20 protein-coding genes are annotated in these 24,589 nt (G+C 40.2%); 5 read left to right on the plus strand and 15 right to left on the minus strand.

The window, feature by feature from the left end:
* Window positions 1–15 precede the first annotated feature (15 nt).
* The 5 genes from HUN01_RS27645 to HUN01_RS27665 all read right to left on the minus strand — a co-directional run bounded on the left by HUN01_RS27645 (window position 16) and on the right by HUN01_RS27665 (window position 6,782).
* Window positions 16–1,161, minus strand: coding sequence for a SpoIID/LytB domain-containing protein (locus tag HUN01_RS27645; protein WP_181928832.1), 1,146 nt, complete (start codon window positions 1,159–1,161; stop codon window positions 16–18).
* A 458-nt stretch (window positions 1,162–1,619) separates the two neighbouring features.
* Window positions 1,620–3,812 carry a GumC family protein gene (locus tag HUN01_RS27650; RefSeq protein WP_181928833.1) on the minus strand — a complete coding sequence of 731 codons (2,193 nt, stop codon included), beginning with the start codon at window positions 3,810–3,812 and terminating at the stop codon, window positions 1,620–1,622.
* A gap of 576 nt (window positions 3,813–4,388) precedes the next feature.
* Window positions 4,389–5,348, minus strand: coding sequence for a ribonuclease Z (locus HUN01_RS27655; RefSeq protein ID WP_181928834.1), 960 nt, complete (start codon window positions 5,346–5,348; stop codon window positions 4,389–4,391).
* Window positions 5,349–5,449: 101 nt separating this feature from the next.
* Window positions 5,450–5,848, minus strand: a complete 399-nt coding sequence (locus tag HUN01_RS27660; RefSeq protein ID WP_181928835.1) for a hypothetical protein — start codon at window positions 5,846–5,848, stop codon at window positions 5,450–5,452.
* A gap of 748 nt (window positions 5,849–6,596) precedes the next feature.
* The gene (locus HUN01_RS27665) at window positions 6,597–6,782 is read right to left on the minus strand and encodes a hypothetical protein (RefSeq protein ID WP_181928836.1); all 186 of its coding nucleotides are present in this window, start codon (window positions 6,780–6,782) and stop codon (window positions 6,597–6,599) included.
* A 257-nt stretch (window positions 6,783–7,039) separates the two neighbouring features.
* On the opposite strand from HUN01_RS27665, the gene HUN01_RS27670 reads away from it, so the two are divergent.
* On the plus strand, window positions 7,040–8,788 hold the full coding sequence (locus tag HUN01_RS27670) for an endonuclease (RefSeq protein WP_181928837.1): 1,749 nt from the start codon (window positions 7,040–7,042) through the stop codon (window positions 8,786–8,788).
* Window positions 8,789–9,519: 731 nt separating this feature from the next.
* Here the strand turns inward: HUN01_RS27670 and HUN01_RS27675 are convergent.
* From HUN01_RS27675 to cobU, 10 genes are all read right to left on the minus strand, one after another.
* Window positions 9,520–11,409: a CHASE2 domain-containing protein gene (locus tag HUN01_RS27675; protein WP_181928838.1), complete on the minus strand. Its 1,890-nt coding sequence runs from the start codon at window positions 11,407–11,409 to the stop codon at window positions 9,520–9,522.
* 112 nt (window positions 11,410–11,521) lie between these two features.
* Window positions 11,522–12,199 (minus strand): response regulator transcription factor, encoded by a 678-nt coding sequence (locus tag HUN01_RS27680; RefSeq protein WP_181928839.1) that lies wholly within the window; start codon window positions 12,197–12,199, stop codon window positions 11,522–11,524.
* 296 nt (window positions 12,200–12,495) lie between these two features.
* Window positions 12,496–13,155 (minus strand): hypothetical protein, encoded by a 660-nt coding sequence (locus HUN01_RS27685; RefSeq protein WP_181928840.1) that lies wholly within the window; start codon window positions 13,153–13,155, stop codon window positions 12,496–12,498.
* Between the two features lie 321 nt (window positions 13,156–13,476).
* Window positions 13,477–14,880 carry an HlyD family secretion protein gene (locus HUN01_RS27690; RefSeq protein ID WP_181928841.1) on the minus strand — a complete coding sequence of 468 codons (1,404 nt, stop codon included), beginning with the start codon at window positions 14,878–14,880 and terminating at the stop codon, window positions 13,477–13,479.
* A 224-nt stretch (window positions 14,881–15,104) separates the two neighbouring features.
* Window positions 15,105–17,255, minus strand: a complete 2,151-nt coding sequence (locus tag HUN01_RS27695; protein WP_181928842.1) for a peptidase domain-containing ABC transporter — start codon at window positions 17,253–17,255, stop codon at window positions 15,105–15,107.
* 121 nt (window positions 17,256–17,376) lie between these two features.
* Window positions 17,377–17,673, minus strand: a complete 297-nt coding sequence (locus tag HUN01_RS27700) for a hypothetical protein (protein ID WP_181928843.1) — start codon at window positions 17,671–17,673, stop codon at window positions 17,377–17,379.
* A gap of 285 nt (window positions 17,674–17,958) precedes the next feature.
* Window positions 17,959–18,204 carry a CTB family bacteriocin gene (locus tag HUN01_RS27705; RefSeq protein WP_181928844.1) on the minus strand — a complete coding sequence of 82 codons (246 nt, stop codon included), beginning with the start codon at window positions 18,202–18,204 and terminating at the stop codon, window positions 17,959–17,961.
* 166 nt (window positions 18,205–18,370) lie between these two features.
* Entirely contained in the window at window positions 18,371–18,622 is a 252-nt protein-coding gene (locus HUN01_RS27710; protein ID WP_181928845.1) for a CTB family bacteriocin, read from the minus strand.
* An 804-nt stretch (window positions 18,623–19,426) separates the two neighbouring features.
* Window positions 19,427–19,897, minus strand: a complete 471-nt coding sequence (locus HUN01_RS27715; RefSeq protein ID WP_181928846.1) for a hypothetical protein — start codon at window positions 19,895–19,897, stop codon at window positions 19,427–19,429.
* Between the two features lie 52 nt (window positions 19,898–19,949).
* Entirely contained in the window at window positions 19,950–20,525 is a 576-nt protein-coding gene (cobU, locus tag HUN01_RS27720; RefSeq protein ID WP_181928847.1) for a bifunctional adenosylcobinamide kinase/adenosylcobinamide-phosphate guanylyltransferase, read from the minus strand.
* Between the two features lie 215 nt (window positions 20,526–20,740).
* Here cobU and HUN01_RS27725 point away from each other — a divergent pair, with 215 nt between their 5' ends.
* The 4 genes from HUN01_RS27725 (at window position 20,741) to hpsU (ending at window position 24,242) form a co-directional block, all read left to right on the plus strand.
* On the plus strand, window positions 20,741–21,568 hold the full coding sequence (locus HUN01_RS27725; protein WP_181928848.1) for a hypothetical protein: 828 nt from the start codon (window positions 20,741–20,743) through the stop codon (window positions 21,566–21,568).
* Window positions 21,569–21,702: 134 nt separating this feature from the next.
* The gene (locus HUN01_RS27730; protein WP_181928849.1) at window positions 21,703–22,635 is read left to right on the plus strand and encodes a glycosyltransferase family 2 protein; all 933 of its coding nucleotides are present in this window, start codon (window positions 21,703–21,705) and stop codon (window positions 22,633–22,635) included.
* A gap of 23 nt (window positions 22,636–22,658) precedes the next feature.
* The gene (locus tag HUN01_RS27735) at window positions 22,659–23,615 is read left to right on the plus strand and encodes a glycosyltransferase family 2 protein (RefSeq protein WP_181928850.1); all 957 of its coding nucleotides are present in this window, start codon (window positions 22,659–22,661) and stop codon (window positions 23,613–23,615) included.
* Between the two features lie 24 nt (window positions 23,616–23,639).
* Window positions 23,640–24,242 (plus strand): hormogonium polysaccharide biosynthesis acetyltransferase HpsU, encoded by a 603-nt coding sequence (gene hpsU, locus HUN01_RS27740; RefSeq protein ID WP_181928851.1) that lies wholly within the window; start codon window positions 23,640–23,642, stop codon window positions 24,240–24,242.
* Window positions 24,243–24,589 lie beyond the last annotated feature (347 nt).

Here is a 24,589-nt window from a genome sequence, read left to right on the forward strand (position 1 = left end):
TGCCCCAATCCCCAACTACTTCGCCTGAATCGGTGTGAGGGCTACACCTTGATAATAATGTCCCAAAATTTGCAGGTGGTTCACTCCTTGCCGAGCTAGATTGTATGCCCCCCACTGACTCATGCCTAAACCATGACCAAAGCCAAGCCCTTGGAGTACAAAATTGCCATCGGCTCCCTTCGTAACGCTAAAACGGGTACTTTTTAACTTCAGCGCTGTCCGCACTTGCTCGCGCTGTAGAACCTTTGTGCCCTTGTTACCGACAATTTTCAAGACTTTAACACTACGGAAAGGCGAGAATGTTTCTGCAATCATCGCTGTCACATTGCCCACCTCAGGGAATTTAGCACTAATCTCACTGGGCGAGAAGGTTTTTACCCAATTACACGCGCTGATATTTTGATCGTAGTCTTGAACAGCCCGTAGGTACGGCAAGGCATTTCCCCAAACGTCTTCCACGTTTTCGGTATGTCCTCCAGAACAAGCGTGGAAAACTGAGAGAATAATCTTGTTGTTATAAGTTAGTACTTGCCCTGCTGTTTCATCCACTGCTTTGTAAGTAGCAGGAGATTCACTGATCACGCCTTTGTAAATTTGCCAGCGATCGGGGGTATTGCCTAAATCGTAAATGGGATTATTCCGTTGTTTTTCTCGTTCGTAGAGGGCATAAGTGCGGGCTGCGATCGCTTGGGCTTTTAGTGCTTCTTGGGGCCAGCTAGCATCCATTTCGCCACCAAGAACGCTGTAGAGATATTCTTGATCATCAACCCAATTAACAGCAGTTAAGCCTTTTTCTGTGGGGACAACCAGAGTTCTGCCCCGATACCAGCGATCGCCAATATAAACGAATCCTTTACCAGTTGGCTCAATCCAAAATAAACCAGACTGCCACTTATCTAAAGCAACTCCACCAGGAATGGCTTGGGCATAATATGCACTCATCGCTGGTAACTGTCCAAGAGTCCGGCCAGTACTATCTTTGACAATCCCAGTGGTGGAACTGCCCACTTTTACCTGATTAACGCCCCTCTCAATTGCCACGCGCAGAATTACAGACGCTTGGGCTGGGGCAACCAAAGCTATCCATAATAAGACACTGACCCACCAATGACGTACTTTAATCTGGGAAAATAAAGAGCCTAAGTAAAGTTGGAATTTCATGCTGATCATCTAATCACACTAGTATCTAATTGACGCTTTGAACTATAGCGTCTACTACTTTAAGATGAGACACTTCTCCAACGCAGGAGGTTGCCACCTCCTAATAATTATGCATTTTGCTTTAGCTATAAGGTAGAAATTAGGTGAAGGGGGCAGGGGAGATGAGGAGACAAGAGAGACAAAGAGATTGAAGAAGAATTCAGAAGTCAGAATTCAGGAGTCAGAATGAAGACGCTCGTTCGCCTTTGGCGTCTCCCCTTGGGAGAAGACTCGCTAACGCCGCACTATCAGTGGGGGATTTAGACCCGCAACTGTTTTGTTTCACCTGCATATTTAGTGGGGGTTTTAAACCTCTGGGTTCATCCACTATTTCGTTCAAAATTCATTCTGAATTCTGGCTCCTGACTCCTGAATTCTGTTTCGATAATCAATGCCTAATGCCTCTCTGCTTCTTCAATTTACGATGCCAATACCTTTTGAGAATTACTCACTTCATTAGCGATAATTCCAATTAAATTCAACTTACTCAAAATTTCTGTTGCTTGAGTCAGTTCAGTTCGGGTCACTTTCCCCATGCGCTCTACCATCACAATACCGTTGCAAAAAGATGCCACAATCCTGGCATCAACCGTGCCTAAAATAGGTGGAGCATCTATCAGTACTAAGTCATAATTTTGTTCAAACAACTCTATTAATTCTTTCATCCGTTGAGAACTGAGCAACTTAACCGTATCTTCTGGTTCTGGTCCAGCAGTCAAAATATCAATGGAGGGGTGAATGGGCTGGATGTAATCTTGAAAATGAGTAGTTGTCTCATCAACTAATAACAGAGATAGTCCCCAGTCATTGGATAGCTCTAGGATTTTGTGCAAGCTAGGATTGTGTAGGTTAGCATCAATTACTAATACTCGTCGATGCATCCGGCTAGCGCTAGCCACAAGCCCTAATACTAAGGTTGTCTTCCCTTCCCCTGGTAGTGCTGAAGTAAACATCAGCGACTTGAATGGTAAGGGATATTTTAATATTTGAATATTTTGGTAGATCATGTCCAAAGTTTCATGGACGGGCAATTTAGGAGTGGCTTCTATTACAGAAGAATCTGAGCTTCGCCGACTATTCCAAGGCAGTCCCAGCCGCCGCTTTTTGACACCACGCGATGGTAGTTTTGGTACTGATCCCAATACACGTAGGTTCGTCAGTTTCTTTAAATCTCCTGCACAATAAATAGCGTCATTAAACTTTTCCAAAATTAGGGCTGCTAAGATACCTAAAATCGGCCCAATTGCTGCTCCCGCAACCAAAAGTAATAATCTGTTGCTCCCCATATAAGTACCCAGGGTAGGTTCGGTCAAAACTTGCCAGTTATATCCTTCCTGAGCAATTTTCAGTCCCAAGGATTGTTGTGCTTGGAGCAGTTGTTCAAGAGTTTTACGACTAGTTTCTACCTTTGGTAGCAGACTGTTGTATTCTGCGATTAAGCTTGGGTATTTGTTTAGCTCGGAGCGGAGTCGCTGTTCTGAGTCGGCTAGATTCTTTTCATTGGCAGTTAGTCCTAAGACGGTTGTCTGTACCAGAATTAACTCGTCTACTAACTTTGGCTCAACCCCTACGATTTGCCCTTGTAAGAGTGGTTCACTTTTACTGCTAGTAGTAATAGTTTTTACTTCTTCTCGTAATAGCGACAGTTGACTTTGGCGTTGCTGCTTTAGTTTTTGTACTGATGGGTAATCCTCTGTATAGCGCAGCCGCTCTTTAGCCAAAGCTAGTTCAGTATTTTGAATTTCACTCAATAGTGCTTGGTAGCGGCTTGACTGATTTAAACGAGACGAAATTAGTGTATTTTGCTGGGACGAAGACGCTATTTGTTGCTCTAGGTTGCTGTAGCGAGCGTTTACATCTTGAAGGTTGGCACGAGTGGTTTGTAGCTGCTGTTGAATATCGGCTAGAGATTCTAGCAGGATTTTACTTTGGACTTCAGGATCGAGTAATTTATGTTTCTTACGAAACTGTTCCAAATTTTTATCAGCTTTACTCACCTCTTTTTTTATCTCAGGTAGGCGAGCGTTTACAAATGCTAATCCCTGATTCAGACGTTCTTTTTGTTGCTCTTTATTGTAGTTTTGATAGACTTTTTGTAGAGATTGAAGTACTCTTTGCGCTTTAACTGGATCGTCATCATTGAAAGAAACTTCAAATACTTGATTAAAAACTTTATTAGCGCCTATGCTTTTCTCTTCTAGAGTCACTTCCAGAGGTGCTTTTTTGCTCTGTTCTTTTTGACCATTGATATCTTCTAAGGTGATATCAGGATAATTAGAACGAAGTGAATCTACGGCTTTCTGGAGCAGCTTAGAACTCAGCATAAGTTTCATCTGAGTAGTGGAATCAGTAACCTGAGTATCTACCCCAACTGGGATATTATTTGACTGTGCCCCTTCAGATAAATTGGAACTCACCAATATCTGCATATTGCTCTGGTAAGTAGGTTTGGCAATGACAGCTAAGAGGCTAGCCGCTGACATAACTACACAGGAAACTCCCAAGATCAGAAAGCGTCGGCGAAGCAAAATAGTAGATAATTGTCTGATGCCAACTGCACCTTGTGCTGAAGTAGTAACCTGTTGCTCTTGATTCAGACTAGTCTTAGCCACTATTCAACTCCTCTAATATCGAAACACTATATTTATTTGGAAGATTTATGAAAAATGTGAAATGATTTTTTTACACCTAATAGCTGCAATAGCATACTGAATTTTTCTTCCAACGATGACAAGCCCACTTGGCACAATATTATGCCAACTGGCGCTTTCATGTTCATCAATTCATGCATATAAATTCTTAATCAGTATTGGAAGAATAAATTTTTAATAAATATTTTATTTAAGGAAGAAAAATCTTGACGAAAAATTAATTATTTTTCCTAAGTATTTAAGTAAAAACTTTTCTGATTCACAACTGTACTATTACAATCAAGTTCTTTTGATAACTTGTAATTTAAAAAACATATTGATAAAAATATTTAAACCATACTATTTCTATATTCTTGATACACTGAGCTAACCGTAAATCGTTGGTTAACTAGTTGACTTACTCATAAAATTAAACTGCTGTCTATTTGCTGGATGTTAAGTTAACTCCAAGATAGAGCTTGGTTAATTTTAGATTTTAGATTAGAAGGGTTCAATAGGAAATCTAAAATCTAAAATCCAAAATCTAAAATCCAAAATTTAAACGCCTACCTTGGTTAACTCTACTTGCCGTCGCCTCGGTACTTCATGAATCATAAAATCGTGAGCCATATCAGTACGGGGAAAAATAGCACGGGCTTCTTTAAGGAGATCCTTCAACTCCAAGGTATTTCCGGGAGCATAGCGGGGACTAAAATGACTCATAATCAGCCGATGTGCCCCTGCGGCTAAAGCTGTTTGCGCTGCCATTGTGGTTGTGGAATGCAATCGCTGAAAAGCCATATCTGCATCTTGATGGGCAAAGGTTGCTTCGTGAATTAATACATCTACATCATGAGCTAATTCCACTGCCCCATCACAATAAATTGTGTCTGTACAATAGGCAATCTTTCGACCAATTTCTGTGGGGCCGCACAATTGGGTGCCATCAATCACCCGTCCGTCGTCAAGGGTAACTGTTTCACCGCGCTTGAGTTGACCATAAATCCGACCAGCAGGAATTTGCAACGCCTTGGCTTTTTCCACATCAAAGCGTCCTGATCGGTCTTTTTCGGCTACGCGGTAGCCGAAAGCGGGAATGCGGTGATGCAAGTTACCACAGCTAACGGTGAAGTCCTCGTCTTCATAAATTACCCCTGGACGGATGGCGTGAACTTTGATTGGGTAAGAAAAGTGGGTGTGGGAGTAACGTGAGGCGGAGTGAATATAATCATTTAATCCAGGTGGGCCATAGATATCGATTCGTTCTACATTGCCAGCCAAGCCGCAAGTAGCAAGAAGTCCCATCAAGCCAAAGATGTGGTCGCCGTGCATGTGGGTGATAAAAATTCGGGAGAGTTGACTGATTTTCAGTTCACTCCGCATAATTTGATGCTGGGTGCCTTCGCCACAATCGAATAACCAGAGTTCTGCCCTTTGTGGTAATCTCAGAGCGACACTGGAAACATTGCGCGATCGCGTGGGTACACCGGAACTCGTCCCTAAGAATGTTATCTGCACAGTGTTCTTTAGTCTTCCTATTGCTCAATTTGCAACTCTATATTTCTATAGTGGCACGGTTAATGAGCAAAATACTTTTTAGAGCCAGTACCTTCGTCAATTTACGAGACTTGAGAATAAGGTTGATTTTCCCAATAAGCCAGTTGAGTTTTCAGGGTGCTGATATGGATAATATGTCGTTCGACTAAGGTTTTTAGTTGTCGTGCCCTTGCAGTATAAATTTGTTTATGCGCTAGTGCCTGACGAACCTCCTCTTCGCTGGAGTTAGTCAAAGCAACTTGCATTTGTTTTTCCCAAGCGATCGCAAGAGCTTGGACTTTTTCATAATCTCTTTGAGCAATTTGCTTGGCTGTATTGGATTCCGCGATCGCTTCATGTAAAGTTTTGAGGTAATTATTCCAGGTGTCTGCTAGCGCCTCAATATTTTTGTTGTCTGTTTGGGCAGTCTTTAGATATGAACATCGTTCGATTTGGTTGAACAAGTTATTTACTTCTAGCATATTTTTATCCCCAGCTAACATTATGTTGATTAACTATGGCAGTGTTTAATAATTCGTTAAATGCCATATTTGTCTTACTGGTGAAGACTTTATTCAGATTTATAACTTCTTCCAAAGCTGAAAGATTTGTATGATTTATATTTGCTCTTTGATATTTAATTTATTGTTGATATTTAAAATATATAAAAGTTGATTAATAAAATCATTATCTTTTTCTGACAACTTAGTTACATTTTGTGTCAGACAAAGTTATAGCTTTGTGAAGCAGCTATTTCCGAAAAATCTATGAATTAAAGTCTTTATTAAGTCTGTGTCTTCTCTACATATTTTGTAACAATCCTAAAAACCAGATTTGAAGAGGGTCTTAGAGGATGTTTTAAAAGTGTTTCGCTGTAATTTTAGGCACTTGTTTATCCCCCAACCCCCCTTAAAAAGGCTACGGTGTATACACAAGTCTGAAATAGCTGATCAACCAAGGTTTTACCCCACCCACAATACGGTTCGGTTAAGGTTTTTTGACGAAAATTCTAGAGCCAAAGACGCGATAAATCGCCGTCTCTACAAAAGATTGAATGATAAATACTCAAGTTTGTTGATAATTTAATACGGAGGTCTAAAGTTTTTTGGGTACTTGCGATCGCACTCAAAAATTAAGAAAAATATAACTAATGGTTAAGCATGGGGTTTCTTTTCACCTGCTTCTCTCTTTTCATTCTCTTTGCAAAAAAATGGGATACTTCGGTCGCAATTACGTACCAAAAATTAACTTAAAAACAAGTTGATAAATACCAAATAACTGCTGTATTATGGCAATGATTTCTTTTTTGAAATCTAAGCTCGACTTTATCCATTTTCTCTGAACACGATTGCTAACGCTGAAACCTGAGTGGGACTGTTGTTTTACTTTTTCGATTTCACCGATAATCAGTGACATGGTAAAAGTTTTGCCAAAAGACTAGGGTTTTTGCTGTAGAAAGAGAAGCAAATTCTTAATTTTGGATAAAGTCGAACTAAGTACACTTCTTAATACAAGAACAAACTTACACTCAATGCTTGATTTGAGTTGAGACAGATAGATTGCTTTTCACAGCCAAATGGCTTGAGAAGAACTTCAATTTATTTGTTTCTCATATTCTTTGGGATGGCACTGCAACGGAATTCAGTCTCTATTTGCAACTAAGGACAATGTTCATGAGTTCTATCCGAAAAGTCTTGCAGACACTATGCCTTATTGTTTTGCTTGCATTCTGCCTTCCTTCAGGAATCGCTTATGGTGTAAAAGTTACATCTTTAGTCGGAAGTCCTACGCAACTGACGGTTGCTACCTTCAATGTCGAAAATCTTGATCCTAAAAAGGAAGACGTTTCTAAGGTTGATCGCAATTCCACTAGAAACGTCGATGATGATGTGAAAAACGGTAAGTTTACAGCTTTGGCAAACCAAATTGTTACTAATCTGGAAGCACCAGATATTATTGCTTTGCAAGAAGTACAAGACAATGATGGAGCTGAGTTGAGTTCAGTGGTTGATGCTGCTGTAACGGCTAAGGCTTTGATCGATTCAATTCAATCTGTAGGAGGCCCAAGCTATGAATATCAAGAAATTCCTCCTCAGAACGGACGAGATGGAGGCCAACCAGGTGGCAATATCCGGGTAGGCTTTTTGTTCAATCCTCAACGAGTTAAGCTACAGAAACTTGATCGCTTTGCGGACGACCCAGCTTTTTTAGAAAGTCGCAAACCTTTAGTGGGTGAATTTACTTTCAACGATATTCCCGTCACGCTGATAAACAACCACTTTGCTTCTAAAAGCGGAGGAGCGGCTTCTAACCCAAAACGGATAAAGCAAGCAACAATTGTTAACGAATTTGTTGCAGATCGCTTAACTACTGACCCCAATGCAAATATTGTCGTTCTTGGCGATTTGAATGATACTCCAGACTCCCGGCCGATAAAGGCTCTTGCAGGAAATCAGCTAGAAAATTTGGTAAACAAAATTCCACTAGCAGACCGCTTTTCTTTTGTCTTTCAAGGAAGTAAGGAACAAATTGACCAAATCCTGATTACTCCAAACTTGCTTAACAATGGAAATCCTGAGATCAATGCTGTTCACGTTAACGCAGGTATTTCTAGGTCAGCCAGCGATCACGATCCTGTGATTGCTCGATTTACTCTATCAGCTGTTGGAGAGGCTACTCCTATTACATCAGTCCCAGTTACCAATCCTGAACCAGCAGTTACACCGAGCACGATTCTTTCTGGGATTACTGGAGATGATTTACTGGAAAAATTGGATAGCCTTTACTCTCCTCGTACTAGCCTTGGATATGGTAGCGCTCGTGACCTGCTCTACACCAAAATAGATAACCAAGGCGGTATATTAACAGACATCTACGCTGGTTACAGTGTGCCGCTCAACCAAAATTCAGACAAACCCAGAGAAGAAGCTGCACGACACAGAATCAATGCAGAACACGTTTGGCCGCAGAGCATGGGAGCCGAAGGCCCAGCAAAAAGCGATTTGCATAACCTTTTTGCTTCACGGATGGAAATTAATAGCGATCGCGCCAATTTTCCATTTGGAGAGATTCCTGATGATCAAACTACTTCTTGGTATCTCGACAATGAAGAACTGAGTTTCAAACCGAATCCCCTGGATATTGACAAGTACAGTGAATTCAAACGGGGATTTTTTGAACCACGGGAGGCGAAAAAAGGAGATATAGCTCGGATAATTTTCTATTTCCGCACAGTCTACCCAGAACTAGCAAATGCAAGTTTCTTTGAGAAACAAAAGGATACTCTCTGTAAGTGGCAAGGAGATGATCCAGTTGATGCTGGTGAGGTAACACGCAGTAATGCGATCGCTAACACACCCCAAGGTAATGATAATCCCTTTGTGTTAGATCCTACTCTGTCACAACGAACCTACTGCAATTAAAAAGTACAGGAGGTCTTAACTCTATCCTGCTTGGAAGAGTTTTAGACCTCTGATATTTTTGGTATAGCGGTTCTCCACAAGCGTGAAGTACAATTTTGACCTCACTTCCATTCCTCTCTCCTAAAAGGCTACGGTGTACACACAAGTCCTAAAAACCTAGCTTGATAAGCATTTCCTCGTTCCCAGTCTCCGACTGGGAATGCATTCATTGAGTCTCTGACTCAATATCTGACCTGACTTTTCACGGCATCTGGAAAACCTCTCTCTAAATCTCTCTCCTAAAAGGAGAGAGACTTTGAATTTTCCCCCTTCCCGCGACGAGTTGGGGGTTAGGGGGTTAGGTCTATTTGCATACCTCTACTCACCAGATTGAAAATGGCTATAAGTAATTATTCAGTCACTACATCAGAACAATATAAATAAAGTCAAATTCAATCAGCTATTTCGCTGATTGCTTTCTCATTTTGGTATATTTAGAAAGCAAAAAGGCTGATTGCTTTCTCATTTCGGTATATTTAGCAAGCAAAAAGACATATTGCTTTCTCATTTAGCTTAAATGCTTTCTCATTTCGGTATATCGCGTATTCATTTCAGTAGATTCAGCAAGCAAAAGGACATATTGCTTTCTCATTTAACTTAAATGCTTTCTCATTTCGGTATATCGCGTATTCATTTCAGTAGTTCGCGCATTATTACATCCCCTCTGCTTTTTGCCTTCTGCCTTATTCAGATTATTTATTACTGAACCAAAACTTAGTTACAGGCCAAGACAACTCACAAATAGTTCCTTTAGAAGAAAGAGGCACTCGTTGAAATTTCCCTTTGAGTTGCTCTGCTAAATTTCTAAACTGTTGTGTGCCACGACCTTCTCTAGATGATTTAATTCCCAAGCCATTATCAACTATGCTCAGAGTGTACCAGTCTCCAGATGATGAGCAGGTGACTTCGAGGCGGGTGACTCCTGTGGCGTGTTTACCGACATTGCACAAAGCTTCTTCTAAAAATCGGCAGAGTCCTTGCTTTTGTTCAATGCTTAAGCATCGCTCATCTATCGGTTCAAAGGTACGGATTTTAATTTTAATGCTTCTAAAGCAGGGAAAGTCTCGCGCTAGGGTATAGCTATAAACTTGATAGAGAATTTCGTGAAGAGGGTCTTGCAAATTTAATACTAAAGTATTTCCTAAATAAAGACTATTGTCTTGAGTTGGCGGTTCTCGTTGTAAAAACTCATAAATTCCTCGGAGTTCGTGGTTTAATTTCTCCAGTTCTTTTTCCAGTTCTGGGAGCAATTCTTTTATTGGCAATTCTTGGCATCGAACCAGTTTTAAAACTTTTGCGAGACTTTGTAGTGGCCCATTGTGAATTGTTTCAAATGTGCGTTCAATGACATCTTGTCTAGCTTTGAGTCCCGATCGCAAAACTTTGTCACATTGATATAAAGCAGTAAGTTCTATACCATTTACAGCTAAGACAAGAATTGTTGGAATTACTGGAACCCACCAACCCCAAGTTAAGAGTAAATAACTAGTAACCACTAAAGTAGCACTAGTAATACCGACAACTATGAGATTTGCCAAAGTAGATTTAGTCAATCGAGCGATCGCAATTCCTAAAAAACCCCAGGCAAAAATCCACAGATATTCCCATTCATCTTCCCAAGTGTCTAAAAGTGGTCGATCGTCAAGTACTGCACTGACAATTTGGCTAGCAGCGTGTGCTTGAATTTCCCCTCCATAAACTCGTCCTTTTCCAAGTTGGTTAGATGTAGTTACAAAGTCTTTACGGCTGGGGCCAGTTATACCGATAATGACAATGCGATCGCGCAACCAGTCTGAATTAAATTTGTTGCTTTTAATATCATTTAAAGATATAGTTCTAAATCTTGCTCGCCCACTACGAAAATTGAGCAGTGTTTGAACACCAGTTGCATTGGTTCGTACATAGCCCCCAGAGTTGGGGAAAAATCGTGGTAGTGCAGTGTTCACTAGCTTTATGGGAGTGCGATCGCTAATACCGTTTTTTAAGCTAATATTTTCATGAGCTAAATAAGCTTCGGCTAAACGTAGAGAAAAAGATAACTTGTAGCCTTGAGTTGTTGGTATTGCTAATAAACTTCGCCTTAGTTTACCATCACCATCCGTGATTTGATCTGCAAAACCAATTTGTTTAGGGGATAAACCTGGTGGCGCAGCAATTTGCTTAGGCAATACTTTTTCAATCACAATTAAATTTTTGATATTTTTAAAAGCTGCTACTAGTTCCCCGTTACCAGGATTAACTGCTAAATCCCGATAAATATCAAGACCGATCACTCTGGGTTTACATGCGTGTAGTTTCCACAGCAGTGCTGCCAAATTCCTATCTGATATTGAAGAATCTATTAAATAATCTTTATCAGAGCTAATATTATCTTCATTAATTTCCACAAGCACGATTCGTTCATCGATAGATTCTTCAGGACGCAGACGGAGAAGACTATCAAAAGCTAGCCACTCTAAAGATTGCATTGAACCAGTAAGATGAGCAATTATCACCAATGCAATAACTACAATTCCTGGTAATGCACCTACACGCCAAATGCTAATTTCTTTTTTGATTATTTTCCAAAGTCCAGGCTGCATAAGCTTGTCTACTAGCCTTTAGCTAAAAGTAATTAGTAAGTCACTTTAATAAATAAAAATTTAACTTCTATTAAGCACTAATGACAGACAACCCTTAAATCTTGATTATTAACTAATCAATTAAACCTTCTTCCCTAGCTCGTATTTCAGTTTGAATACGGATATTTTTACCCTCATCAGGATAAACATCTAAAGCGTCTTGTAGCTTACTCCAGTAATGACGCACCATTCGTTCAGATATACACATTCGTTCGGCAATAGCTTTATCTTGTAATCCTTCCTCAAATGCAAGAATTAGTACTCTAAGCCACTCTGGTTTAAATTCTAATCCTGCATAAATTCCTTTGATATCTTTCGTATGAGTTAATCCCTGTAATGCCCAATCAACTCTGGTTAACATTTCTTGGGTGGAAAGACTTTTATCAGCGACTGTAAAACCTCCTTTATGACTATCAATATCAGGTCTAATTCTCACTAGTGTTCTGACATGAGCGGTTTGGACAATAATATTTAAGTTGGGATGGTGTTTCATGAGAGTTCTGAGAAGTTGAACACCTGTATCAGGTCGTGCTGTCATCCCATAATCTTCTGGAATAGAAAGATCCATAACCACAAGGTCTAGCCCAGGGTTAATAATTTGGCTGAGAGCATTGTTAGCATTTATGGCAGTAGCAATTTCAGCACTAGGATAATGTTTTTGTAAGATGTCTACCGTTCCACTTAAAACTGATTCATGGTCATCAATTACCAAAATTTTCAGCAATGACTTATCGGATAGTTCTTGTTTCATAATTCACAGCCTGCTGATTGAACATACAATTTTAATTGTTCTCTTGTTTATCTACCTTAGCCAATTATTTGCTGTCAAATTATATTGTTTAATGACGGTTAAATATAGTAAATATTAAAAATATGTAAAGGACAACCAAGAGGATGTTTGAAAAGTTTTTTTGGTAACATCTAAGCCTCGAAAACCTAATCCCTATCCCCCTGTCTTACAAGGGAATGGGGGTTTAAAAGCCTCTCCCCGAAACGGAGAGGGGTTTTGAGTATACTTTACAACTTTTCAAACAATCTCTAAAATAATTACCAATAAAAGTACCAAGAAATGCTTAAATTTTTAGTACGACTAAAGCATTTACCTGATGTTAATAGCCGAAAACTTTCACAAAGATAATTTAATTCTGGTAGGCGAGAATGTAAAACAAATGCAGAGACATTAGGGTAGGTAAACTCTACAATTAATTGTCCTATGTTGCTGTGTTGTTTTAAATTGATATAAATTGATGTTGGTGCCAAAACTTCTGCTAAAGAGATAAGCAGCAACTCATTTAAAGCTGTTAAAACAATTAGACTGCGTTCAGCTGGCTCATGTCGCCAATAGACTGGCATATCGATTTGAAAATATAACTGCGAATTCGATGCTAGCCAAGGTTCTAATAGGCACTCAATAGCTAGGGGAAAGCTATCTTGAAGGGATGCTGGAAATAAGCGATCGCTCAATTGCACTAAAGAGTGATGAAAGTTATCAATGTGCTTTAAGCATTCTTGAATTCTATTGTCTGATAAATTTAAATTATCTACTGACAACAAATCTAAGTTGCGACGGATTGTAAAAGAGTCTTGTAATAAATTATCCCGAATTTTCTCTGCTTCTAAAAACAGCTTTATTGACTGCCTAGAAGACCACCATTGCAATGCTTGTTGAATACTATGATAAGATGTCAGAAACCGAACAAGGGACATAACGTAGACAATTCAAAGTATAATTTGCGTACATAATTCCACGCTCACATAATCTTGTTATGTCAGCTATTTTAGTAGCATCAGAAAAAAGTTATATGCAACCCACGGCATATTTATGCCAAAAAAACTGTCAACGTTTGCAAAATAGTTGCCCAAAAGCGCCATGATGATTTCCGAAAACTTCACAGTAGATCGCTAACGCATTTCATGGGAGATTTCTCGCCATTGCTAAATATAAAAAGGACAAAATTCTCTTACCTATCTATGCCAGTCAATAACAAGTTTTGGTGGGTAAACACTAGACATTACATTCATATCTGCTCATAGATCAGTGGTAAGTCTGGCCTTTCTCAACATAAATTGCAGCGCTGTCTCTTCTTGGGAGATAATATTAGCTTTTGCATCCATCCCTGATTGGATATGACACTGATGAGCGTTATTACCAAATGTCAGCATTTCCGGTTGAATCGTCGCTTCAAAATAGCCAGCACCAGGAGTTGATGTCGGTACGTTAATATTGTTAGTTTGAGGTGTAATTACATCTGGAGAAATGGCACTGACAACAGCATTGAGAGTACCATAATCAGGATATGGACAGGCATTAACTCGCAATTGCACTTTTTGACCAACTGCAACTTTTTTAATCTCTGCGGTCGGAATCATTGCTTTAATTACTAAAGGAGCATTCTGAGGAACAATTTCAGCAATAGATTCGCTAGCACGCACCACTTGACCAGGGTTTCGCAAATTGAGCTTGAGAATGATACCGTCACTGGTAGCGCGAATGATGCTGTTTTGCAGGTGAGTTTCAATTTGTTGAAGTTCTTTTTGATATTGCTTGAGTTGGGTTTGCATTTCAACTTGTCGCTGCATCAAAGCTTGCTTTTGTTGGTTTAAAGTAGCGATAGTTGCTTCGCCTCTAGCAATTTCTTGGGCAATGCGTTCTTGAGCGATCGCAATTATTGCCGTACTAGGATTAACTACAGCTTTAGCTGATTGCAATTTAGCCTGAGCAATCTCAATAGATATTCTTTCAGCTTCAAGTATTAATTTACTCTGCTCAACAACTAGTTTTTTTTGTTCAAATTCACGCCGACCAATTGCGCCAACTTTTGCTAGTTGCTCATAGCGATCGCTATCCATCTGGGCAAAGTCTAAATCAGCTTGGGCTTTTTGTAAACTTGCCCTAGCTTTTTGCAAACTGGCTTGGGAAACCAGGAATTCGCTTTGGGTAGAAACTTGTCGTTCTTGATACTCTCGTTGGTTGCGTGTCAACTCTGCTTTTGCAGAAGAAACACTCCGCTCAATGAATCTTTTTTCAGCGATAATCTGAGTATCTAAAGCGCCGCTTTGGGCATCAATTTGAATTAGTTGCAATCTACCCTGTTCGATATTGCCTTGCAGTTGGCTTTTTTTGATTTGCAGTTGCTCCGTATCGAGACGAGCGATCGCTTCTCCCTTTTTGACAATCTGATTTTCTTTCACAAAGATAGTTTCAACAGTTCCCTCAATAGATGGTTGCACTAGCTTGGTGTCACCTATGGGCCGAACAGTTGCAGCCGTTTCCACCATGACATTGTATTTAACCCATGAAGAGAGAGCGATCGCAGAACCAATCGTTCCGACAAGAAATATTCCAGCTAATGATGTCCAAGCACTAATGGGAGGAAGAAATTCATCCTTTTGAAGCGATGGTAGAAATTTTTGATTATGAGTGTAAAGCATGTTTCTCCGAATAATTGGAAATATTTAACAAAACAGAATTCAGGAGTCAGGAGTCAGGAGTCAGAATTCAGAATTAAATTCTGTGGACTGGTTGGTAGATAAATAAACTGGTTTAAGTCTCCACCAAATTCAAAAGTTGGTGGTCTACAATTAGTGGTGCTTCTGTAGCTTTATTCCCCCAGTAATTGATTCTGAATTCTGACTTCTGAATTCAGAATTCTTCTTCAAGGAATTAAAAAGTCTATATGATCTCCGGGTTTGGTTCGCAACTTTTCCAAAGAACCTTGAATTTTCAACTTACCTTGATCTAGCAATACAATCCAATCAGCGCGATTCACTACCTTCGGACGGTGAGTAATTAAAATCGTAGTTTTACCCCAGCGATGCTTAAACAATTTATCCAAAACTTCTGCTTCACTTACTGGATCAAGTCCACCAGTAGATTCATCCAAAATGAGAACTGATGGATTGGTCACAATGGCTCTTGCTATTGCTAACCTTTGACGTTGACCACCAGAAATATTTGCACCAAATTCACCTAAAACAGTTTGATATTTGTCAGGTAACTTACTGATAAATTCATCAGCTTCCGCAACTTTGCAAGCTCTGACAATTTGCTCAAAGGTAACCTGTGGTGCGCCTAAGCGAAAGTTTTCCACAATAGAACGACTCCAGAAATGAGGCTCTTGAGGAACAAGAACTACCTGTTGACGCAAACAATCAAGAGAAAGGTCTTGGAGGTTATAAAGTCCAATCCGAATATTGCCAGATTGTAGCGGATATAACCCAGCAATCAATTTAGCTAGAGTACTTTTACCACAACCTGATTTACCGATAATAGCGACAACCTTTCCACCAGGAATAGTTAAAGAAAAGTCATCGATTAAATCAAGCCTACCAGCATAGTGAAAGTTAATATTTGTACAAACAATATCAGCATCTCCCGGAATTTCTGCAAAAGGCTTGATCTCATCACCTTCATTTTCGGAAGTAGCGTCTATAACTTCTGTAAGGCGTTGTGTGGCTGTTTTTGCACGAGTAAATTCTTCCACAAAACTGATTACAGTTGTAATTAAGCCCAGAAAATTACCATTCATTGAGTTAAAAGCAAGTAATTGCCCAATACTCAGGTTTTCTGCTGGGTTAATCACTAAATTACCACCGAACCAAAGCAAAATAACGCCACCAATACTAGCAACAAAGCTAGAGAAAGTATTATTGATAATGCCAATTTGAATCGTGCTAAATGTCACATTAGCAAGACGAGCAAATCGGCTTTGAAATTCGTCCCAAAATTGTGGTCTAGATGTGGTGGTTTTGAGAGTAAGAGCACCTTTAAATGTTTCTACTAAAACCCCTTGTGTTTCGGCTTCTTGAACTAAAAGCTCACGAGTCTTTTGACGCAAAGTAGGCTGGAAGACTACTGTAGATATGCTCATCACTACAGCAATGAATACAGCCACTACTGTAAGTTTCCAGCTATAAAAAGCCATAAAACCAAAAGAAATCAATGCAATAAAAAATTGGCTGGGCAGACTGATAATTAAATGAGCAACTAACTGATTAATTTGGTCAATATCTCGCAGGCGGCTAACGATTTCACCACTGCGACGAGCTTCATAATAAGAGAGAGGTAATCGCAGAATTTGCCGCCCAAATTCTAGAACTAGCCCTAATTGCAGACGTTGTGCAAAGTGAGCAATCAAGTTAGACTGTACAAACGACAGACTACGCGAAACAACATTCATCACCACAACTGCGATCGCTACAGTCGTAAGTAACTTTGTATCACCTCGAACCAGCACATCATCAGTGAGAATTTGCAGTAGAAAAGGGGAAGCTAAAGACAGCAAACCCAACATTAGGTTCAGGGGCAAAACTTGAGCTAAAATGGCGCGATAAATCCAAACGCGCTTAAAGAAACGCCAAAATCCGCCAACTTTCTCATCCTTTTGGGCAAAAAAGCGTATTGGATCAGGTTCCAATAAAAGTATCAACCAATCTGTCCAACCTTCTGCTATCTCTTGTTGAGAAAGATAGCGAACCCCTACAGCCGGATCTGCAACTAAACATTTCTTGCCTTTTTTACCATATAAAACAACCCAATGATTTCCTTTCCAGTGAATAATTGCCGGTAGAGGCGCTTCATTCATTCGGTTGAGAAGTTCTGGGGAAGTTTTCACTGGACGAGCATTAAAACCAAGTGTTTCTGCTCCTCGCTTCAACCCCAATAAAGTAGTTCCAAATTGCCCAGTACCTACAGCTTCACGAATGCGGCTGAGAGTAAAAGTACGTCCATAATATTTGGCAATAGCAGCAAGACAAGCAGCTCCGCAGTCTTCTTCACTATGCTGTTTAACAAACTGGTATTTCATCGGTAAATTGCCCTACATAATGACAACTGCTACCCTAAGATGTTGTCAATCTATTGCGATATTTTTGAATTACTAAATACTATTAAATTCATCTGCTATCAACCAAGCTAATTTATGGTTTTCACCATAATAAAAACATCAGAAACAATTTATCGCAAAAATTTAAGCTTCTCCCGCCTTGTCCGCTAAATCCAATCGTAGTTTGTGAAAGCGCATATCCAGTTTCTTGCTTACTAGAGAAACTAGAATCACCATCAGAAATATTACTTTCATTAATGGCAAAAGTTTCTATGTTTGTCCTTTGCACGAAAAAATAATCGGGATTAGAAAATAAACTGCCGGCAGATACAACTTCTTGCTCTTTTTCAGATAAATCAAGAAATAATTCACGCTTTTGGTGTGTGATATTGTTAGACATAGTATTAGCTCTATACTTTGGCAATCTAAACAGCTTGCAACAGCATGAACAGCAAAATAATCAAATCTTTTGACGTAGTAACGTTGTAAGCACCCAAAGATAATCAATGTTGAAAACGACAAAATTACAACAGCTAAATATCAGATACTACTTTGGAACAAAAGATGACCCATATAATCGTCTTATTATGGGTCATCTGTGGAATCTTTAGTACCAAGTTGTTTTTAAGTGTGCCGCTAACGTTCCCAATGCTGAAATTTTAAACAACGCCTTTGTAGATTATTTTTAGTGGTCATCTAAAAGGTCAGGAATATGATTAGCATCTAAAGCTAAGAAAGCTAGTCCAGCAGTCTTAACATTTTTAGACTTCCCATTAGATTTAGCAGTGCTGCCATTTGGACCTGAAGAACTACTGCCATTTAGAATATTTTCACTAGCGTTGTAAAAAGTAGCATCTATTTGAAAATCGACACCACCAGCTACAACTTCTTGTTGCTCGTTTGATAAATCTGTAAACAATTTGTGAGACATAGCTGCAAACTTCCTACTTTTGATTTGATGAATGTTTAGTATTAACTACATGAGTTCGCAATTAAGGGTTGAAAGATTGATTTTGTCATTCTATCTAAGTCCTTTATTTTGAAACTATTTTCATCGAACTCATGCATTAATTGATTGTCGGTTTTTAGCTACTAACTTAATAGGTGTATACTTTTGAAATATCAGGAATGTCATGAGCACCTAAGCCTAAGAAAGCTAGTCCACCAGTCTTAATCTCTGTAGATCCACCGTTAGAATCAGCGGCACTGCCATGAGGATCAGAACTGCTATCGCCATTAAGAATATTTTCCTCTCCTGCGAAAAAACTGACATCTAGTTGAAAATCAACACCGCCAGCTACAATTTCTTGTTGCTCGTTGGATAATTCGGTAAACAATACGTTAGACATAATTACAAACCTCGTAATTTTGAGTTGATGAGTTTTTAGCTATTAGTTGATTGCGCTTTTTGCGCCTCAACTCGTCGCTTGTTAATACAATAGAGGTAAGCAATTAGAAGAGTCATTTGCTTTTTATGCAAACTTAATTTCCCTGTTTATAAAAAGTCGTTGCACAATTAAGCCAGTAGTATGTCCTAAAAATACATATGGATAAAAACAGGGTTGTCTCCTCTGTCTGGAGGATGATAAATTACAATAGGCTGTTAATAATAAGGTAAAAAAATAAACTTTTGCCCAATTATCCCTGGGAAAAATATCAAATTAACGTGAGTTCGACAAGTCTTATTTGACCTCTCCCCCAACCCCTCTCCGACACGGAGAGGGGAGCAAAGGCTTGATTTTTCGTTGCTCCTCCCTTTCCGTTTCGGAGAGGTTCATCGAACTCACGTTAAAATTAAAATCTTGTATTTTGTATGCAATAGCCCCTGACACAGACATACAAAAATCCTGTAGTGGAACTAAAAGCCAGTACAGGAAAAATTAATATAATCAAATAATTAGAAAAAACTTATCGAACAGAATTCAGGAGTCAGGAGTCAGAATTCAGCAATGTTTTCTGAATGAAAAAGCGGATAGCGTAGCGTTAGCGAGTCTTCCAGTGTCTGAATAACCGGCGTTTTTGCACCCCCACCAAATCGTATATTTGGTGGTTTTCAATTCCTGCGCCGGTCTGAATCCCCGACTGATTTATTCTGACTCCTGAATTCTGACTTCTGAATTCTTCTTCAACAGATTTACAACTTGGTTGTTTGTTTATGCAATATTATCTACAAGCCGATCGCGAATTGTTTTGAGTTGGTCTTGAGTCTTAATTGGCTCTCGCGGTGCTGGCAATTCGGTATTAGGCCAGTTAGGTAAATCATTACAGGGGCATAACAATGCCGGCATCCCGACGTTTCGTGCGGCTACTGGCATATTGCAACGACCACAAGGCAGCATATCCCATGCCGGTGTCAACAGTTCAGCAATGGTTTCATGTGTCCCCTCTAGGTAACAGTCACCCGATTCCGGTGAGATAATTTTCTGCCAGCACTCTTCAAATTCTTCACTATAGCGATCGCCATTTAGCACCGATAGCGGAGCGATAGCGAGTCCGCGTTCGCGCAGCGTTTCGTAGAGGGCGTCTTGAGGCAAAAGGCTTGCCTTACCGTTGCCCATAATCACTTTCTTACCCAACTGAAACCAGTAGGCAAGGTATCCTCTAACTTCTTGTTTGGTTGCCATATTACAATTTTAGATTTTAGATTTTAGATTTTGGATTAATTTGAATCAAGAGTTAAGAATCTTGACTCCTGAATGTTCCAGCATCCTCTCTATTTGGCAATGGCGAACCAAGGACGCTGAGATTGAGAACATGACCACCAGTAACTAAATAAACAGTTTCGCTGAGTACACTTAGCTGGCGCACTAAAGAACCTAGGCGATCGCGGAACATCCTTCCAAGGGGATAAGCTGGTATCACACCCCAACCCACCTCTTCTGCTACAAACACTATATCAGCAGCAACCAAATCCACCGTCTCTAACAACTCTGCAAGAATGTTTTCCCAGCTAGATTCGTCCTGTTCCAGGAGATTAGCAACCCAAGTTCCTAAAGAATCAACTAAAAGGCAGGTATAGGGTTTCGCATCAGCCAGGGTAGCAGACAACTCCACAGGTATAGATAAAGTTACCCAGTCTTCGGGACGACGTTGTTGGTGATCTAGAATGCGTTGATGCCACTCTTGGTCATCTGGGTTATCGATGGCTGTTGCTACGTAAACAACTGCTTTTCCTGACTGCATGGCCAGAGTTTCCGCCCATTCACTTTTACCAGATCGTGCTGGCCCTGTTACTAAGATGATTTTACCCAAAATGGTTTCCTGAGTATTTTAACAATATGCTAAGGTTGCAATTTATCACTAGAGTTTTTTCTTTCATCGGTGAGATTTTTGGTTTCAAATAACTTTTAAGAGATAAAATTAGCACCAGCATCATTGATGCCACAATTGGCAAAAGCCGAAAATCCCAACAACCCCATTCTTAATTATTCAATACCACTGGGGACAGCAAACTTTAGGATGTTTTTATGAACGCAGGCTTAAAACGCATTGAAGCAACTCTACATGATTTAGGGAATCGCGGCACTGCCTCTGCCGCTGAAACAGGTGATTCGACGACAAAACGGCCTTTCTCTTTTAGAATTAGCGTCGGAGCCAACGAACCCACAGAAAGTACACAAACTCCATCCTCTCAGAATGGGGAACTAAATACACAAGAACAAACAGTTGACTTGGGTGTAGATACTGACAGTGATTATCCTCACGAGCAAAATTTCTTTCCTCAGCACGACTCTGTGCAGACCTTTCAAGCAGAAGATCATGGTGGCAAAACACCCAGCCTACCCAAGTTGAAAACTCCAAGCTTTAGTAGCCATCGACACGGTGCCAATCCAGGATTGGCGATGAATCTATTGCAAGAAATTCAAGAAACTGTCGCCGGTTGGCAAACAGAATTGCAAAATATTTTGAAGCAAATTCAGGATATTTACTTAGAAGGCCCAATTGTCAATGGCTGGTTAGAATCCAATCCCACCGAACCAGAACCAGCAGGAACCGCAACACTGCGCCATGCAGAAGTTGACCGCCTGATGAACTACGTAGAAGAAATTTGCGCCAGTGGTGGGAAAGTATCTTATCAATCATCTATTACTGGCTACCGCCTCTGTGGTGTGGACGACACTGGTAAAGTCTGGTCGCGTCCATGTCCAGCGGATCAGGTTCCCAATGTTAGCATGGCGATCGCTCGTTACCAAAAGTTACGTCAACTGTTAGGGCGCAAGCAATCCTTGGAAACCCGCCTTAGTCAACTAGCCCAAACTCTTGTAGTTTTACACAGTCATATTCAACAAACGTGAAGTTTTAAAGATTATTTCCGAAGAAACTCGGTTGGTGAGTCAGTAACTTTTGGTTTAGATTAGCTCTCAGCAGTTGTGCATTGGATTTAAGATTTTAATCTAAAATCCCAAATCTCAAATCCAAAATTAAATTCATGCCAGACACCCAAATCTCTGCCATTATCTGTACTCACAATCGAGATACCTATTTAGGGGCTGCAATTGATAGTCTTTTAGCGCAAGATTTTGCTGCTGACTTTGAAATTGTGGTAATTGATAATGGATCTAGCGATCGCACTCGTGAAGTTGTAGAAGAAAGGGCCCACAATCCGCGCCTGAAATATGTTTTTGAACCCACCATTGGCTTATCTGTCGCTCGCAACACGGGTGCAAAAGTAGCCAGTGGTGATATTCTTGCTTATCTGGATGATGATGCCGTTGCCTGCCCTCACTGGTTACAAGTTTTATATTTTGCCTATTACAATAACTCTAAGCTTGCGATCGCAGGAGGTAAAGTTACTCTCATCTGGCCCCCAGGAATTCAACAACCACGGTGGCTATCTCCAGGCCTAGCTGCAAATTTGGGTGCATACGACTTGGGTGACAGTAACATCTACATCGAGCAACCTGGCTCAACACCCAGAGGCTTAAATTACTCCATCCGCCGCAGTTTCTTAGAAGAAATTGGCGGTTTTGATCCACATCTCGGTCGAGTGGGGAAAAATCTATTATCAAATGAAGAACTGCAAATGACCGAATTTGCCCTACAGCGTGGTTGGCAAGTCGCTTATCTTCCCGAAGCACTAGTCGCTCACAATGTAGCCCCAGAGCGCCTCCAACGCTCCTGGTTTTTAAACCGAGGCTGGTGGCAAGGTATCAGTGAATGTTATCGAGAACAACTCGCTGGTAAAGCTGGGATCGCTCAATTGCAGCGAGGTAGCGAACGGTTTATACGCGGCTTGTATAAGGCATTGCAATATTTCTCTGATCCCGCAGAACGGTTTGACAAACTTGTTTATGCTTATGGTCAGATTGGTTACTTAAATGCTGCTATTCAAGGTCTTTTATCTACATCAAATAAGAAATAACCAATAACATAATTTATACACGTATGTCATCTAAAATACCAGTTTCAGTACTAATTCCAGCTAAAAATGAACAAGTAAATTTGCCTGCGTGCCTTGCTAGCCTTAGCAGAGCAGATGAAATATTTGTAGTAGATTCTCAAAGTACCGACAACAGCATTGAAATTGCTAAAAGCCACGGTGTAAATGTCGTACAATTCAACTTCAATGGACGCTGGCCTAAAAAGAAAAATTGGTCTTTAGATAATCTACCTTTTCGCAACGAATGGGTACTAATTGTAGATTGCGATGAGCGCATCACCCCCGAACTTTGGGAAGAAATTGACCAAGCAATTCAAAACAATGAATATACAGGTTATTATCTGAACCGCCGTGTATTTTTCTTAGGAAAATGGATTCGCTATGGTGGTAAATATCCCGATTGGAATCTACGTTTATTTCAGCATAAAAAAGGTCGCTACGAAAATCTAAATACAGAAGATATTCCTAATACTGGTGATAATGAAGTTCACGAACACGTGATTTTGCAGGGGAAAGTTGGGTATCTCAAAAATGATATGCTTCATGAAGACTTCCGCGACCTTTACCACTGGTTAGAACGGCACAACCGTTACTCCAACTGGGAAGCCAGTGTTTATTTTAATATTCTCACAGGTAAAGATGATAGCGGTACTATCGGCGCGAATCTATTTGGTGATGCCGTACAACGCAAGCGCTTTTTGAAGAAAGTGTGGGTACACCTGCCATTTAAACCCCTTTTGCGGTTTGTTTTATTTTATATAATTCAACGTGGTTTTTTGGATGGCAAAGCAGGATATATCTATGCACGCTTGCTGAGTCAATATGAATATCAAATTGGCGTTAAACTTTACGAATTACGCAACTGTGGTGGTCACTTAAATACTGCAACTACCCCGAAGGAGGAAGCAGGGGAGCAGGGGAGCAGGGGAGCAGAAGGAAAGCTATTGACCATTGACTCCTAACTCATGACAAATGACAAATGACCAATGACAAATGACCAACCTTTCGTAGATTTACGCAAATACGACCAATCTTGGTTTGATCGAGGGCGTCCAAGTTGGTATGTATTATTATGGTGGTTTGTACAAGCGATCGCCTTTCCCCTCACTCCTCAACCGTTAAATATTCTGCGTTGTGCTTTGCTACGATTATTTGGCGCTCGTATCGGCAAAGGCGTATTAATTCGACCCACCGCCCGCTTCACCTATCCTTGGAAAGTCACTATTGGCAACTACAGTTGGGTTGGAGATAACGTAGTTTTATACAGCCTCGATCAAATTCATATTGGTGAACACTGCGTAATTTCCCAAAAAAGTTACCTGTGTACTGGTAGTCATGATCTCCAAGACCCTGCTTTTGGGTTGAAAACAGCGAGTATCACTATTGACAATGGTGCATGGGTAGCGGCAGATTGTTTCGTTGGGCCAGGAGTGCAAATCGGGGCTAATGCTGTGATTGGCGCTCGTAGTAGTGTTTTTACTAATATGCCCTCTGGGCAAGTTTGTTGGGGAAGCCCCTGTCGTCCCAAGACGGTTCGGTTGAAGGAGGTAGAAGGTTTTACCTCGATTGGGGATTCAGATCACTCCTGAATAAGCAGCCCCAAATTTTAATTTGGTGGTCTTAAACCGCCCTGTGATTTGCTCAGGTTTGTAGTAGAGGTTGTAGCCACTTACTACAAACCAATAGAATTAAATTTATTTACATTGCTTAACATAGTTTGAGCTATTTTTGTTTACTTAGTAGGGGCGTACAGCTAGCTGTACGCCCCTACTTTTGCAACATATTTATTTGCTTTTGGGAAGAGAATAAAAGTGCGATCGCTATATGCTTAAAGTGCTTACTCTCATAATAAGTTAAGTACTTGCCAAAATCGGTAATTATTACATTCAGAAGATTTTGATTGATCGGCGATATGTGAATTGGCAAGCTAAAATTG

Source organism: Nostoc edaphicum CCNP1411 (assembly GCF_014023275.1).
Taxonomy (GTDB): Bacteria; Cyanobacteriota; Cyanobacteriia; order Cyanobacteriales; family Nostocaceae; genus Nostoc; species Nostoc edaphicum_A.